At 63.2% G+C, this 14,955-nt stretch carries 15 protein-coding genes; 6 read left to right on the top strand and 9 right to left on the bottom strand.

Going from position 1 to position 14,955, the window contains the following annotated elements:
• Positions 1-312: 312 nt before the first annotated feature.
• Positions 313-522, bottom strand: a complete 210-nt coding sequence (locus FB461_RS09130; RefSeq protein ID WP_142121326.1) for a hypothetical protein — start codon at positions 520-522, stop codon at positions 313-315.
• Between the two features lie 294 nt (positions 523-816).
• On the opposite strand from FB461_RS09130, the gene FB461_RS09125 reads away from it, so the two are divergent.
• Both FB461_RS09125 and trxB read left to right on the top strand, forming a co-directional pair.
• Entirely contained in the window at positions 817-2,610 is a 1,794-nt protein-coding gene (locus FB461_RS09125; protein ID WP_142121324.1) for a protein kinase family protein, read from the top strand.
• 80 nt (positions 2,611-2,690) lie between these two features.
• Complete coding sequence (gene trxB / locus FB461_RS09120; RefSeq protein ID WP_142121322.1) at positions 2,691-3,632, top strand: thioredoxin-disulfide reductase; 942 nt, start codon at positions 2,691-2,693, stop codon at positions 3,630-3,632.
• 355 nt (positions 3,633-3,987) lie between these two features.
• Here the strand turns inward: trxB and FB461_RS09115 are convergent, their stop codons facing one another.
• The 8 genes from FB461_RS09115 to rpmH all read right to left on the bottom strand — a co-directional run bounded on the left by FB461_RS09115 (position 3,988) and on the right by rpmH (position 9,530).
• Positions 3,988-5,130 carry a ParB/RepB/Spo0J family partition protein gene (locus tag FB461_RS09115; RefSeq protein WP_142121320.1) on the bottom strand — a complete coding sequence of 381 codons (1,143 nt, stop codon included), beginning with the start codon at positions 5,128-5,130 and terminating at the stop codon, positions 3,988-3,990.
• Entirely contained in the window at positions 5,127-6,101 is a 975-nt protein-coding gene (locus FB461_RS09110; RefSeq protein ID WP_211349882.1) for a ParA family protein, read from the bottom strand. The genes FB461_RS09115 and FB461_RS09110 overlap by 4 nt, the downstream gene beginning before the upstream one ends.
• Positions 6,102-6,289: 188 nt before the next feature.
• A complete protein-coding gene (gene rsmG / locus FB461_RS09105; protein ID WP_142121318.1) occupies positions 6,290-6,952 on the bottom strand; it encodes a 16S rRNA (guanine(527)-N(7))-methyltransferase RsmG in 663 nt (220 codons plus the stop codon).
• Positions 6,953-7,023: 71 nt separating this feature from the next.
• The gene (locus FB461_RS09100) at positions 7,024-7,557 is read right to left on the bottom strand and encodes a Jag family protein (protein WP_142121317.1); all 534 of its coding nucleotides are present in this window, start codon (positions 7,555-7,557) and stop codon (positions 7,024-7,026) included.
• Positions 7,558-7,636: 79 nt separating this feature from the next.
• Complete coding sequence (yidC, locus tag FB461_RS09095) at positions 7,637-8,587, bottom strand: membrane protein insertase YidC (protein ID WP_142121315.1); 951 nt, start codon at positions 8,585-8,587, stop codon at positions 7,637-7,639.
• Positions 8,588-8,592: 5 nt separating this feature from the next.
• Positions 8,593-8,946 (bottom strand): membrane protein insertion efficiency factor YidD, encoded by a 354-nt coding sequence (yidD, locus tag FB461_RS09090; protein ID WP_142121313.1) that lies wholly within the window; start codon positions 8,944-8,946, stop codon positions 8,593-8,595.
• Positions 8,947-9,005: 59 nt separating this feature from the next.
• Positions 9,006-9,389, bottom strand: coding sequence for a ribonuclease P protein component (gene rnpA, locus FB461_RS12505; RefSeq protein ID WP_142121311.1), 384 nt, complete (start codon positions 9,387-9,389; stop codon positions 9,006-9,008).
• Positions 9,390-9,392: 3 nt separating this feature from the next.
• Positions 9,393-9,530 carry a 50S ribosomal protein L34 gene (gene rpmH, locus FB461_RS09080; RefSeq protein WP_142121309.1) on the bottom strand — a complete coding sequence of 46 codons (138 nt, stop codon included), beginning with the start codon at positions 9,528-9,530 and terminating at the stop codon, positions 9,393-9,395.
• A gap of 382 nt (positions 9,531-9,912) precedes the next feature.
• On the opposite strand from rpmH, the gene dnaA reads away from it, so the two are divergent.
• From dnaA to FB461_RS09060, 4 genes are all read left to right on the top strand, one after another.
• Positions 9,913-11,388 carry a chromosomal replication initiator protein DnaA gene (gene dnaA / locus FB461_RS09075; protein WP_246046172.1) on the top strand — a complete coding sequence of 492 codons (1,476 nt, stop codon included), beginning with the start codon at positions 9,913-9,915 and terminating at the stop codon, positions 11,386-11,388.
• A gap of 441 nt (positions 11,389-11,829) precedes the next feature.
• Positions 11,830-12,960 (top strand): DNA polymerase III subunit beta, encoded by a 1,131-nt coding sequence (dnaN, locus tag FB461_RS09070; protein ID WP_142121305.1) that lies wholly within the window; start codon positions 11,830-11,832, stop codon positions 12,958-12,960.
• A gap of 19 nt (positions 12,961-12,979) precedes the next feature.
• Entirely contained in the window at positions 12,980-14,179 is a 1,200-nt protein-coding gene (gene recF, locus FB461_RS09065) for a DNA replication/repair protein RecF (protein ID WP_142121303.1), read from the top strand.
• Positions 14,169-14,675 carry a DciA family protein gene (locus tag FB461_RS09060; protein ID WP_246046171.1) on the top strand — a complete coding sequence of 169 codons (507 nt, stop codon included), beginning with the start codon at positions 14,169-14,171 and terminating at the stop codon, positions 14,673-14,675. Before recF ends, FB461_RS09060 begins: the two co-directional genes overlap by 11 nt.
• Positions 14,676-14,955 lie beyond the last annotated feature (280 nt).

The raw sequence follows: 14,955 nt of genomic DNA, 5'->3' as shown, positions 1-14,955 counted from the left end.
GGGCACGGTGACTCCACGCCCGCAAGTAAGCCGCACGCCCACCGATGCGCGGAAACATTGAGGAGTCACGGTGACTCCCTTGGCGCACCCGCGACGCGTCCTCGAGAGCCATGGGTCGTCCGACCACCCGCGACGGTTTAGCCTGATTCCACGGCATCGCGCACCCCTCGCCGGACGGTGCGGTCATCTGTGACTACCGGCGGTCAAGAAATGCGGATGGCTTTCAGTTTCAGGCTCTTGTTACCAGACTTCACCGTTCCGCGGGCGATGCCCTTCCCGAACGCATCGATGACGAGGTAGTCCAGCTTCTGGCTACTGCTCCGCGGTGCCGTAAAAGAACCATTCGCCGCCATCCGCTGTCACGGTGCGCGACTTCTGGCCCTTCGCGTGGTACCCCGGCGAGGCGACGACCTCCGCCCCCGCCTGCACGTGTCCGCAGCCGTCGCTAATCGTGCCCTGGACGGTCCCAGAAGTTGCTACTTGCGCCGGTGCCGTAAAGAGGATCGCCCCAGCCCCCACCATGACAAGACTCAGGCAAACCGCTGTTCGTCGCCACACGTCATGAACCATTACACGCACGGTCCTTGGGAGATTGTCCTTGTAGTCTACCGTCGATGCGCGCGGCGCCGAAGGGCCGGTCGCATCCGGCAATCCTGTCGGCACAGCGCGACGCGGCGGCTTGGCTGTCCGCATGATCTGCGCGCCTTCGGAACGCTCGCGACAAGCCCGCGGAGATGCTCACGGGCTTTTCAGCGATCCTCGCTAGACTTGGCGGCGTCTGACAGACCTCACTCTCTCCTCGCGGAAGGCATCCAAGTGGTTGACGATTCGACGCCGTTGTTGGTCGGTGGCCGGTATCGGGTGGATCGTAGCAATCCGCTCGACGGCCCGTTGACCGCGTGGTTTGGACGCGACGAGATCCTCGAGCGCGGTGTGCTGGTGATCGACGTGACCGAAACGGCCGCCGCGAACGGCGATACGGACATCCCCGCAGTCCTCGACGCTGCTCGCCGCGCCGCGCTGGTGAGCGACCGGCGGCTAGTCAAGCTGCTCGATGTGAGTCAGGACAGTGACCTCGCGTACATCGTGACCGAGGAGCCGGGTGGGAGCAGCATCGCCGCGCTGCTCGGCTCGCTTTCGCTCACCGCGGAGCAGGGACGAGCCCTCCTGGGCGAACTCGCCACCGGTCTCGAGGTCGCCGGTTCGCGCGGCGTGCACCATCTCGACATCAACTCCGATGCTGTGTTCCTCACACCCAAGGGGCCTCGCCTGCTGGGAGCTGGCTTCGCGGCCGCGCTCCTGGGCCGGCCTGTACCGCAGGAGGAGGACGCGGCGATATTCGACACTGACCAGTTGCGCTCCTTCGTCCGGGGACTGATCCCCGAGGAACAACTCGCGTCCGATCCGACCCTCTCAGACGTGCTCGATTCGTCCCGCGTATTCGTGCGTCCGGCTCAACTCGCGGCGCGACTGGATCCCTGGGATGCCACGACGCTCGTCACGCTCGTCGACGATCTACTGGCGGACGAGGACGCTCACGAGGACGCCGACAAGCCTGCATCAGCCGGCGACGCTCCCCCGCTCGTGGCCCCTTCGCGCACCTCCGCCCGAGCGCGTTTTGCACCGGACGATCAATTGTCTCCCCCCGGCACGCCGCCGCCCGCCGCGCCGTCGCGCTACACCGGACTGACGGGTGCCACTGGCGCGACGCCGGTGCGCGTCTCCTCGGGCGTCGCCGTCTCCGCAGGCGCGCTGGCGGGAGGCAGTGCGTCGCTTCTAGGTCCCGTTCTCCCAGGCGCCGCTGAGCCCGCCCCACCCGTCTTCGCCCCGGTAGGCGCGGCCGGCGCGGCAACGGGCACTAGCGCAGCCGGTGGCGGCCACTCATCGGTTTCGGGTGCGGTCAGCGCCGCGTTCGGCGCCATCGACGGACCGCCCGTTTCAGGTCCGGGTAGTCATACCGAGCGGGTCTCACTCTCGCGGCGGCTTCAGGTCAGTTCGACATTCGTCGTGCTGCTGCTCATCGTCGGCCTCATCGGCGTGGGGGGCGTGTGGGCCGCGCTCACGATCGGCGCCAATCTCGAGCCCACGCACGAGGTGCGCTCGCTTCGCGGAAGCGCCGCGCCAGTACCGTCGACCTCCGACGGAAGCGATGGTGACTCGCAGGGTTCGTCGGCTAGCACCGCTCCGCCGGTCATTGCCGAGGGGGCGGCGCTCGACCCGGACGGCGACGGCGACGAGCACCCCGAGCTCGTTGATCGGGCGTACGACGGGGATCAGCAGACGTTCTGGACCACGCGCACCTACAAGACGCCCAATTTCGGCGGGTACGACCGAAGCGGTATCGGCTACGGAATCACGCTTGAGAACGAGGCTCAAGTATCGGCTGTCTATCTGGTCACCGAGAGCAAGGGCGGGAAGTTCGAGCTTCGCTCCACCTCTCTCGACGATCCGAGCGGTGGCGAGCTGCTGAAGTCCGGGAAGTTCTCCGAGGACATGGAGATCGAGCTCGATAAGCCCGTCACGACGCAGTCGCTGGTCCTTTGGGTTACCGAACTGCCGAAGACGGATGACGGTTACGCGATCACGATCGGCGAGATCAACCTTTCCTGACACCGCGCGACGACCGCGGAACAACGCGAGCCGCCGTAAGGTTATAGTTCGCGAAACCACACATCGACGAAGGAACCTCCATGACGTCCACCACGCACCGGCTCATCATCGTGGGCTCCGGTCCCTCCGGCTACACCGCAGCGATATACGCCGCTCGCGCGGGGTTGCAGCCTCTCGTTATCGCGGGTGCGCTCAGTGCGGGCGGTGCCCTCATGAACACCACGGACGTGGAGAACTTTCCTGGCTTCTCCGAGGGAATCATGGGGCCCGATCTCATGACTCAGATGCAGCAGCAGGCCGAGCGGTTCGGCGCCACCATAGAGTGGGACGATGCCGTCTCGCTTTCGTTGGAAGGCGACATCAAGACCGTCGTCACCGACGGCGGTCAGACTTACACCGCGCCAGCCATCATCCTGGCGCTGGGTTCCGCATACCGGGAACTCGGGCTACCCGACGAGAAGCGCCTATCTGGACGCGGAGTCTCCTGGTGCGCTACGTGCGACGGCTTCTTCTTCAAGGACAAGCCCATTGCCGTCATCGGCGGCGGGGACTCGGCTGTCGAGGAGGCAACGTTCCTCACGCGCTTCGGCTCGTCAGTGACCCTGATCCACCGGCGCGACCAATTGCGGGCATCGAAGATCATGGCCGATCGAGCGCTGAACGACGCCAAGCTCAACATCATCTGGAACAAGGAAGTGCTCGGCATCGACGGTGAGAACGGCGTCGAGGCCGTCCGTCTCCGCGACACCGTCACCGGGGAAGAGTCACGGCTCGACGTGGCCGGCCTGTTCATCGCCATCGGACACGACCCGCGCACTGAACTCGTTCGCGGGCAGGTGGAACTCGATGACGCCGGCTACATCAAGGTCGACAGCCCTTCCACTCGCACGAATCTCCCCGGCGTCTTCGCCGCTGGTGACGTCGTGGACCACACCTACCGTCAAGCCATCACCGCGGCGGGCACAGGCTGCTCCGCGGCCATCGACGCCCAGCACTTCCTCGACTCGGTGCCGGTCGAATAGGCGCTGCCCCACCCTTAGCGCGATATGAGCGGTGCAACCCTTCAATCAGCGTTGTCATCAACGAGTGGACAGCAGCGTCCAGTTCGACTCGTGCAAGCCGGGACGGTCTTGACCAGGCGAAATCCAGCCTAGTGAAGGTGTACGCGGCAGAATGCGGTGCGGGGGCACCACACGGCGAAGTGCCTGCACAATACAACCTGGTGCGGTGCGAGCGCGGCGAAGCCGTAAAGCCGTAGCGGAGGCCGCCCAGCGGCCGTGAGCGGAGGCGAGCCGCGCTCGCACCGCAGCCACACGCACCAAACGTGCGCACAGCCAAGTTGAGCCCGCGTAGCCACGGTAGAGTCGGGCGGTTTCGTCAGGAACGCTTCTGGAAAAGTCCCTGCTCGTCTGGCGCAATCACGGTCAGAATGCGATTGAGGTCTTCGACTGACCCGAACTCAACGGTGATGCGTCCCTTTCGCTTGCCAAGCGCGATCTTCACTCGCGTATCGAGTCGATCGGCCAACCGCGTCGCGAGCTCATCGATGGCTTCCACCCTCGTGCCGGGCCGGGGTCGCACCTTGGGGGCGGGGTCCTCTGGCACTCCCCCCAGTGCGGCGATCTCCTCGGTCGCGCGGACCGAGAGTCCCTCCGCGACGATCCTCTGCGCCAGGCGCTCCATGCCGGCCGCGTCACTGAGACGTAGGAGGGCGCGTGCGTGGCCCGCGGAGATGACACCCGCCGCCACCCGACGCTGCACGAGCGGCGGCAACTTGAGGAGTCGCAGGGTGTTGGAGATCTGCGGGCGGCTACGTGCGATTCGAGTCGAGAGTTCCTCCTGCGTGCAACCGAAGTCATCCAATAACTGCTGATACGCGGCCGCCTCCTCCAGCGGGTTGAGGGCGGCGCGGTGGAGGTTTTCGAGCAGCGCGTCCCGAAGCAGGTCGCCTTCCTCCGTCTCGCGGATAATCGCCGGGATTCTCTCCAGCCCCGCAGCCTGCGTGGCCCGCCAGCGACGCTCACCCATGATGAGTTCGTAGGTGCTCCCGTCGCCACTCGGGTCGATGCGCACGACGATGGGCTGGAGAACCCCTACCTCGGCGATGGATGCGGTGAGCTCGGTAAGGTCGTCCTCGTCGAAGACGGTGCGGGGCTGCCTGGAGTTCGGGCGGATTGCAGCGGTGGGAATTTCGGCGAAGGACGCTCCGGGCACGGGCAAGAGGTCATCGGAGGCAGGGGCGGACGATAACGCTCCCGCTTCTCCCGCCGGATCAGAGATGGACTCCAGCGCCTGCACAGTCGTTTCGGCTGTCTTGGCGCTCAATTCCGAATCCGTACCTCTACGACCGGATGCGTCGGTGTTTTGGTGCCCCTGGCCTGCAGATCCGTCAGTTTTCGCCGAAGTTTCACCCTGTCCGTTACCCGGCCCGAAGAACACATCGGACGGTCGCGTCGCCGTGGGCCCCGTAGGAATTAGCGCACCCAGCCCTTTGCCCAAACCCCGTCGTTTCTGACTCATCCGTGCGCTCCTTGATCATTGTTCAAACCGACGTGTTGCCGTGTGTGCGTCGCATTCAGATCGGGCTGAAGATCCGATCCGCGCAAGTTGATCTCTCGTGCCGCCTCTCGGTATGCGAGCGAGCCGCTGGAGCTGGGTTCATAACTCACGACGGTTTTCCCGTGACTCGGCGCCTCAGAGACGCGAACCGAACGCGGGATGGTCGTGTTCAGCGTCTGGGCCGGGAAGTGCTCGCGCACTTCGTCCGCGACCTGGCGTGCGAGGTTTGTGCGCTGGTCGTACATCGTCAGGAGGATTGTCGAGAGTTCGAGAGGGGGATTCAAGTGGGCCTTGATGAGGTCCACCGTCTTGATCAACTGGCTGAGACCCTCGAGCGCGTAATACTCGCACTGGATGGGAATCAGAACCTCGCTCGCCGCGGTGAACGCATTCACGGTCAGCAGGCCCAGGGACGGCGGGCAGTCGATGAAGACGTAATCGAAACGATCAACGTTCGGCGATGACGGATCTCCGATGAAGGCAGTCAGAGCTCGTGAGAGGCGCGTTTCACGTGAAACCATGTTGACGAGTTCGATCTCCGCGCCCGACAGATCGAGCGTGGCGGGCACTACCCACAGTTCGGGAAATTCGGGAGATTGCCTCACAACGTCGGCGATTGGACTTCCCTCGATGAGTACCTCATACACAGAGGGCACGCCGGACCTGTGATCAACCCCCAGCGCCGTGCTCGCGTTCCCCTGGGGATCGGCGTCGATCACGAGCACCTTGAGGCCATCGCGGGCAAAAGCGGCGGCGAGGTTGACCGTAGAGGTCGTCTTTCCGACACCGCCCTTCTGGTTCGCAACCGTGAAGATTCTGGTGTCCGCGGGTCTGGCGACGGCACTTCCATCGAGTTGGCGCTTACGCTGAGCGTTGGCCAACAGTTCCGCGGCGAGCGGCGTGCTGTGATCAGCGTTCAGTGGCTCGTTCAATGCCTTTCCCTCTCATACTCCATTGCGACGCCGTGATCGAAGAATCGACCTCCCAGCGATGTGCACGTTCACACTCAACCAGGTGCCTGTGACCCTGCGCGACCAGGTGCCTGTGACCCTGCGCGCTTCGCGCCTCCTGAATTGGGCCGACTATTTCGCGTGATTCGCAATCCGCGTAGGCAGGTGCGCTACTTTCCACGGCGAATCCTCAGCACGGTGGCCGCCGAGTAACTCGGAACCGCCCTACGCTGCTCGATTGTGACGTCCCGGGCACCGTACCTACCCAGCACTTTGCTGGCTGATTCGACCTCTTCCTGCGCGCGCTGTCCCTTGAGGAGCACGAGCTCCCCGCCCACTTTCACTAGCGGGAAGCACCAGCGCGCGAGTTTGTCCAGTGCCGCCACGGCACGGGCGGTCACGACGTCGTATTCTCTCGCTCCCACGAACTCCTCGGCGCGTCCGCGCAGTACCTCGATATTGGCGAGGTCAAGGGTCTCTTTGACCTCGCTGAGCCACGCGCAACGTCTCTCCATCGTCTCAATGAGGACGACGTTAGCCTGCGGCTTCAGTATTCCTATCACGATTCCCGGCAGGCCAGCGCCGCTACCAACGTCCGCAATGGTCCGTACGTCGCCGATAGCACTTGCGAGGGATGCGCAGTTGATAATGTGCCGATCCCATAGTTTCGGCAATTCCCGTGGACCGATCAAACCCCGCCGTTCGCCCTGGCTTGCCAGAAGGTTCGCGAACGCGATCATCTTGTCGGCCGAGGCTCCGAGGAAGTCGATCGCATCCTGATGCGGTGCCTCGGGAACGGACGGGTTGTCGTCGGTGGCAGAGTTCTCACTCATACGCTCAACGCCACCAAAGGGGGTTTCCGCGTCTCGCTGTCAGGGCGATGTTTCACGTGAAACGACGATCCCTAGTCGGCGGACGGGAGAGAGATCTGCACGTAGCGATTCGGGTCCGTTCCGAAGGATTCGCTTACAAGGCCGGACTCGGAGATGACATCGTGCACAACCTTGCGCTCAAAGGCGTTGAGCGGCGGCAGCGCGGTCGGCTGGCCGGTTAGCTTTACGTTGTCAATCGTCGACTGCGCCAGTTGCACGAGTTCAGCCTTGCGCTGGGCGCGGTAGCCGGCAACATCGAGCATGAGTCTGGAGCGTTCTCCCGTTCGCGTTTGCACGGCGAGCCGGGTCAGTTCCTGCAGTGCCTCAAGTACCTCGCCCTCGGGGCAGACCAATGAACTGAGTTCTCCGGCTTCATCTGCCACGATTGCCACCGCGGCCCGTCCCCGCTCAACATCGATGTCGATGTCGCCGTCCAAATCCGTGATGTCCAGCAGTTCCTCAAGATAGTCAGCCGCGACTTCGCCCTCTTCTTCAAGCAGTTTGGTCGTCGCGTTTACTTCGTTTGAGATCTGTTCGGTGGACACCGTCACTCCTTCTCGTGCCATCGCTTGGCCGGCTGGCCAGGCGAACTACGCCTACTACTACGTCAATCATGACAGCCCAGGTACTGTCCCCGCCAAGTTACTACCGTTTCTTCTTCTTCGACTTCTGCCGAGCTTTGCCGACCGGCTGCTGCCGCTGGCCCTGCGGCTTGATCACGGTGGGGGTATCCGGAGCAATCACAATCCCCTTCGCTGCGGCCCTGCGGGCCCTACGCTCGTTGAGTTTACGCTCCGCCTCGGATCCGGGGGCTGGCATCTTGCGGATTGTGTAGAACTGCTGACCCGTCGACCACAGGTTCGTGGTTGTCCAGTACAGCAGGACGCCGATGGGGAAGTTGATTCCCGAGATGGCCATGACGAGGGGCATGGCATACATCATGATCTTCTGCGTCTGGGCCATGGGACCCTCGAGTGCGGCGGGTGGCATGTTCTTCAGCGTGAGTTGACGCTGGGTAATGAATTGCGTCGTAGCCATCGCAATGATGAGGATCGCTGCAATCACCTTGGTCTGACCGGCGGCGCCTGGCTGCAGGAACCAAGACGAAAGTGGGGCTCCGAAGATGGTCGATCCCTCGGCCTGAGCAGCCACTGCCGCGTCGATCGGGCCAATGGAGCCTCGATCGATCAGCGGGTCGGCGATCTTCGGTAGTGCCTGCAGGACGCGGAACAGCGCGAAGAAGAACGGCGCCTGGATCAGGATGGGAAGACACGACGCCATCGGGTGAGTGCCGTGCTTCTTGTACAGCGCCATTGTCTCGCGGCTCATCGCCTCGCGAGAAGCGGGGTCGGTTCTACCCTTGTACTTCTTCTGGATTTCCTTGACCTCGGGCTGCAGCAGCATCTGGGCGCGAGAAGCCTTGATCTGCCGGAAGAACAGCGGGATCATCAGCACGCGCAGGATCACGACGAGGCCGACGATCGAGAGCACCCACGCGAGTGACGTGGCGTTCGGCAGGAAGAAGTCGAACATGAGGTGGCACAGATACATGATCCAGGACACGATGAATTCAAACGGGGCCATGATGGTGCCCATCAGCACTACTCCTTCACGCGAGCGTCATCGTCAGACTCGCGCTCGTTCGTCTCGATGCCTGCGTGACTGTCATAGCCACGAAAAGACAGGCGGAACTTCTCCGGGACATCGTCGATGCCGCCGCTTGAAAACTGATTACATTTGGCGAGCCGCCAAGCACCCAGGGTTATGCCCTTGATCAGTCCGTGCCGCTCAATAGCCCCCAAAGCGTAAGCGGAGCACGTCGGGTAGTACCTGCAACGAGGGCCCAGGTACGGGGAAATCTTGCGCTGGTACCACCTGATGACCGCGACCGTCCCTCGTCCACGCGAAGAACGAATCGGATGAACAAGCTCACAGGGACCGTCGTGCTGATCCATTACATCATCGAACCCTGGGACTCTTCGAGCGGCGGGTGCGGCCTCGAGGGTGCCCATCGTCAGCACGGTTCCACAACCGAACCGGCTTTCGTTTCACGTGAAACGAGACGGCGGCACGATTGCTCGAAGGCGGATTCAACCTGGCCAGCCAGCTCCTCGAACGAAACGCGTGCACATCCGGGCAGAGCTCGCACGACAACGATCCTTCCGGGAGGTGACGCCGCCAACAGTGGACGCAGAATGTTTCGAATGCGGCGCTTGACGAGATTACGCTCGACAGCGTTGCCGACGGATTTGGATACCACAAGACCCGCGCGGGCTGGCATTTCACCAGCCGCGCGGGCCATGTGCACAACGATATTGGTGCGCCCGGAGCGCACGCCCTTCCGGATGACGAGTTGGAACTCGTCCGACCGGCGTAAGCGTCGCTCGGCGGGTAGCACGAATCAGGCGGAGAGTTCGGCCCGACCCTTGCGGCGACGAGCCGCCAGGATGGCGCGGCCGGCCCTCGTCCGCATGCGCAGACGGAAGCCGTGGGTCTTGGCCCGGCGCCGGTTGCTCGGCTGGAAGGTGCGCTTGCTCACGAGATACTCCAACGGTGTTGATCATCAGACGCCGACTTGCGTCAGATAAGTATTGTTGTCGCGGATCATCGCCCTTGCGCGCCAGCATATTCAGCGTGAACGCGATGGGAAGTGGGCACACTTCACCGCATGAACCTCAAAAGCCTACGAAACCAAGGCCCTACAAGTCAAGTGAAGACTGATGTGGATCACGACACCCTCCATCGATTGACCATCGCGCAGGGTTTGCCCATTACCCACATCTGTGGAAAACTCTGTGGATAGTATTTCCGGGGTGACGTCCGAGTCCGGACCCCAACGCTAGGGAATCACAAACCTTGTAAGACTTACCCACAGTGTGGAAATGCTGTGGGAGGGTGAACGTGGACGGAGAGTCAAGACCGTGACGCAATTCGATCCGGACGAACTGTGGAATCAGATCCTCTCTGCACTGGCCAATGATCCCGATGTCACGCCCAGGCAGGTGGCCTTCGCCAATCTCGCCAAACCGATCGGTTACTTCGGCAACATGCTGGCCCTCGCCGTGGGCAACGATGTGACCCGGGACTATCTCGAGAATCGCGTCCGACCGCTCATCGATGGAACCCTCAGCGAGATCGTCGGCGAGGACGCCAAGTTCGTCCTCACAGTAGACGCCGCCCTAGACGCCGAAACCCCGGAATTCCGCCCCTCCGTCCCGCAGGCACAACCCGACGCAGCCCAACTTCGCCCGCCCTTCGATCCAGGACCGTACATTCCGGGTCAGACAAATACCCCGGTGAGCCCGCCAGCGGCGCGAGTCAGCGAGTTCGTTGAGCACACGGCACCGAGACGTCCGGGTAGCACCGATCAGCTCAATCCGAAGTACGTCTTTGACACCTTCGTCATCGGTGCTTCCAATCGCTTCGCCCACGCCGCTGCCGTCGCGGTGTCCGAGACTCCGGCCCGCGCCTACAACCCCCTCTTCATCTACGGCGACTCCGGCCTCGGCAAGACGCACCTGCTCCACGCCATCGGCAACTACACGGTCAGTCTCTATCCGCAGATGCGGGTTCGGTACGTGAACTCCGAGGAGTTCACAAACGACTTCATCAATTCGATCTCCGAGGGCAAGGCCGGCGCCTTCCAACGGCGGTACCGAGATGTGGACCTCCTGCTCATCGACGACATCCAGTTCCTGCAGGGCAAGGAACAGACGATGGAGGAGTTCTTCCACACGTTCAATGCGCTCCACAACTCCGATAAGCAGATAGTGCTGACGTCGGATCTGCCCCCACGGCAACTGAACGGCTTCGAGGATCGGCTTCGATCGCGCTTCGAGGGGGGCCTGCTCACTGATGTGCAGCCGCCGGACCTCGAGACGCGTATCGCGATCCTCCGAAAGAAGGCCAGTTCGGAACGTCTCGCGGCCCCCGATGACGTCCTCGAGTACATCGCGTCGAGGATCTCGTCCAATATCCGTGAGCTGGAAGGCGCGCTCATCCGGGTGACGGCGTTCGCGAATCTGAACCAGCAGGAAGTCGATCTTTCGCTGGCCGAGATTGTTCTCAAGGACCTGATCACCGACGATTCCTCACTACAGATAACCGCGTCGCTGATCATGGCGCAGACGGCCCTCTACTTCAATCTGACTATGGACGACCTGTGCGGCACATCGCGTTCGCGCGTACTGGTAACCGCTCGGCAGATAGCCATGTACCTGTGCCGCGAGCTCACGGACCTGTCCCTGCCCAAGATCGGTCAGCAATTCGGTGGGCGCGACCACACCACGGTGATGCACGCCAACCGGAAGATCGCGGAGCAGATGGCAGAACGGCGATCCACCTACAACCAAGTAACGGAGTTAACGGCTCGTATCAAGCAGCAGCAGCGCGGTTGAGAAACCCCGCTCATCCCCAACTGTGGAAATGGCTGTGGAAGAACGTGGAAGACCCGGCCTAAACCGGTGGACAAATGACAAGGAAGTCGTAGACCCAGCGTGGAAATTGCGCCCGGCGCGCACAGGCGACCACAAGCGCCTAGGAGTTTTCCTCACTCCAGATCACAAGCGAAAACCCTGGCGGCGCAGCGCTGCCGAGTGGTTTCCACACAATCCACACCACCGATGACTATTACGAAACTATCTATTGTCTGAAATTCCCCACACCGCCATGTGGACGAGCGCTCCGCCCGAGGGACTTTCGCGAGATCCTCGTTGCCCGGCCATGCGACGCTTTAGCCAAAGCAGGTCCTCACCCCACCCGGCAGGAAGTTATATGGCGAACCGGCTCAAGTGACGTAGTGTTACCTGCAGAAATCAAACCCAGCCACGAGGTGAAAGATGAAGTTTCGCGTAGACCGTGACGTGCTCGCCGACGCTGTTACCTGGACAGCGCGGACACTTCCCCAGCGGCCGCCGGCGCCCGTTCTCTCGGGCGTGCTCATCCGCTCCGAGGACGAGTCCACCATCTCGCTCGCCACCTTCGACTACGAGGTTTCCGCCCGCGCTTCGGTCGCAGCCGAGGCAAGTGAGCAGGGAACCATCCTCGTCTCCGGCAAGCTCCTCGCCGAGATCTCGAGGTCCCTGCCGAACAAGCCGGTCGAGATCACGACAGAGGGCACGAAGGCCACCGTCGTGTGCGGATCGAGTCGCTTCACGCTCCTGACCATGCCGGTTGACGAATACCCCTCGCTGCCCGAACTGCCGGAGCTGATCGGTTCGATCGACTCCGAGGAGTTCACGCACGCCGTTCAGCAGGTATCCATCGCGGCGTCGAAGGACGACACCCTTCCCCTGCTCACCACGGTTCGCATCGAGGTCAGTGGTGACAAGATCACGTTGCTTGCGACAGACCGCTACCGTCTGGCTCTGCGGGAGGTCTCGTGGCAGCCGGCCAAGCCGGATCTGGAGACCTCGGCGCTCGTCCGCGCGCGGACGCTGAGCGAATCCGCCAAATCGTTCTCGTCCTCCGGTCGGGTCGAGATCGGCCTGCAGACCGGTGCCGGTGTCAATCGGATCGGCTTCCTGGCCGGAGGTCGGGTCACGACCTCCCAGCTCGAAGACGGCGACTATCCGCACGTGCGACGGCTGTTCCCCGAATCGACGCCGATCCAGGCTGTCGTGGAAACCGCCCCGCTGATCGAGGCCGCCAAGCGCGTGGCTCTCGTGGCGGAACGCAACTCCCCGATCCGGTTGTCGTTCTCCGAGGGACAGGTTGTCCTCGACGCGGGCCAGGGAGATGACGCCCAGGCATCCGAGGCGATCGAGGCGACTCTGAGCGGTGAGGACATCTCGGTGGCGTTCAACCCGCACTACCTGCTCGATGGGCTCTCAGTGCTGGGCACCCCTTACGTCCGCCTCGGCTTCACGCACCCGAACAAGCCCGTCGAATTCATCGGCCAGCGCACCGAGACGGGCGAGACCCTGGACGAGTACCGCTACCTGCTGGTCCCCATCCGCTTCACCTCCTGACCGGCAGGAATACGGACGTATGTTCGTCTCTCACCTGTCCCTGATCGACTTCCGGAACTACGAGAACGTCGATCTCGAACTATCGCCGGGGATCAACGCATTCGTCGGGCCGAACGGACAGGGCAAGACGAATATCGTCGAGGCCGTTGGGTACCTTGCCACATTGCGCAGTCATCGCGTGGCCAGCGAGGCCCCGCTGATCAGGGCCGGCGCCCAGCGCGGCGTGATCCGCTCGCGCATCGTCCGGGGCGACCGGGCGAGCACGGTCGAGGTCGAGATAACGCCGGGTAAATCGAACAGGGCGCGCATCAATCGCGGTTCGCTAGTGCGGTCGCGAGAGATCCTCGGAATCCTGCACGCGGTCACCTTTGCTCCGGAGGACCTCGTTCTGGTCAAGGGCGATCCTGATGCGCGCCGAACTTTCCTCGACACGCTCTGCGTGCAACTCGTTCCGCGCTTCGCGGGCATACTCGCCGACTACGAACGGGTGCTGCGCCAGCGCAATACCCTGCTCAAGTCAGCAGGTCCGCGCCGGCGCGCGTCCGCCGGCGGTAGCGTCGATCTGCGGACGCTGGATGTCTGGGACGAGAAGCTCGCGCAGTTGGGCGCGCAGATAACCACGCTGCGTCACGGCGTCATCAAGCAACTGGCACCGTATGTGGCCGCCGCATACGACCAGGTCAGCTCGTCCGCATCGGTGGCCGCGATCGCCTATCGCTCGAGCCTCGACGCCCACGTGGAGCAGGACGAGTCTCTGGAACTCGCGCCCACTGTTGCGGCGGCCACGATCGAGGCGCGTCTGCTCGAGACGCTACTGAAACTGAGGCCCAAGGAGGTCGAGCGCGGCCTGACCCTCGTCGGTCCGCACCGAGACGACCTGTACCTGTCGATCGATGGCCTCGCCACGAAGACGCATTCGAGTCACGGTGAGTCGTGGTCGATGGCGCTTGCGTTGCGCCTGGCGAGCTATGACCTACTGACCATTGGCCCTTCCGGTGACGATGTGGAGTGGGTTCCCTGGGCACAGGATGCCGAACCCGTGATGATTCTCGACGACGTCTTCGCCGAGTTGGATGCGCGGCGGCGGCGTAGCCTCGTTGAGCGAGTGGCGGCCGCCAAGCAGGTGTTGATCACGGCCGCGGTGGCTGAGGATGTGCCGGCCGAACTGGACGGGGCGCGCTTCGACGTCATGGCCGCGGAGGTGGCGCGTGTCATCTGAGGTCGAGGCGCCGGGTGAGGGCGCGGACGAGTTCGGCCGGGAAATTCTGCGGCGAATCAAGGCGGGTGCGGCCGCTCGCGGTGCAAAGCCGCGCCGCCGCCGCGACACTTCGGGACTCGAACCGCGGCCGCGAAGCGATTCGCGGGATCCTATCCTGCTGGGTGACTCCCTCGAAACCCTGATCGGCACCAGGGGTTGGACGGAGCAGCTGTCGGTCGCCGGGGTGATGACGCGCTGGCCGCAGATAGCGGGCGAGCAGATCGCGGGGCACAGCGAGCCGGTCGACTTCACTGACGGGATTCTCACGTTGAGGGCGTCCTCGACGGCCTGGGCCACCCAGTTGCAATTGCTCACCGGGCAGATTCTGCAGGCGATAGCGCGTGACCTGGGCGATGGCGTGGTCACGGACGTGAAGGTGGTTGGCCCGGCGGCCAGGTCCTTCAAGCGAGGCCCGAAAGCCGTTCGGGGCCGTGGACCCCGTGATACCTGGGGATAACTAGGGTTTATCCCGAAGGTTATCCACAATTACTGGGGATAACCGGCGCGTCTGGTTGCGCTCCGGCGCGAAAGGCGCAAGGCGCCCATCGACGCCCATTCCCGCGGGGAACCTCACGGATGGGGGTCAAATGCGAATTTGCCGCCTTAGGGCGCCAAATATCGGGAATCGACCCTACGATCGGTTACAATTTTGAGGGAAGTCGCGGAACTCATGGCTCTGCGGTGACACTGTCTCAACCCGCCGGGTTACGGCCCGGGCGCAGGCCCTGTGGATTGAG

The organism is Rarobacter faecitabidus (assembly GCF_006716265.1).
GTDB classification, from domain to species: Bacteria; Actinomycetota; Actinomycetes; order Actinomycetales; family Cellulomonadaceae; genus Rarobacter; species Rarobacter faecitabidus.
The sequence above is the reverse complement of the archived record's forward strand: the minus strand, read 5'-3'. Positions and strand labels throughout refer to the sequence as shown.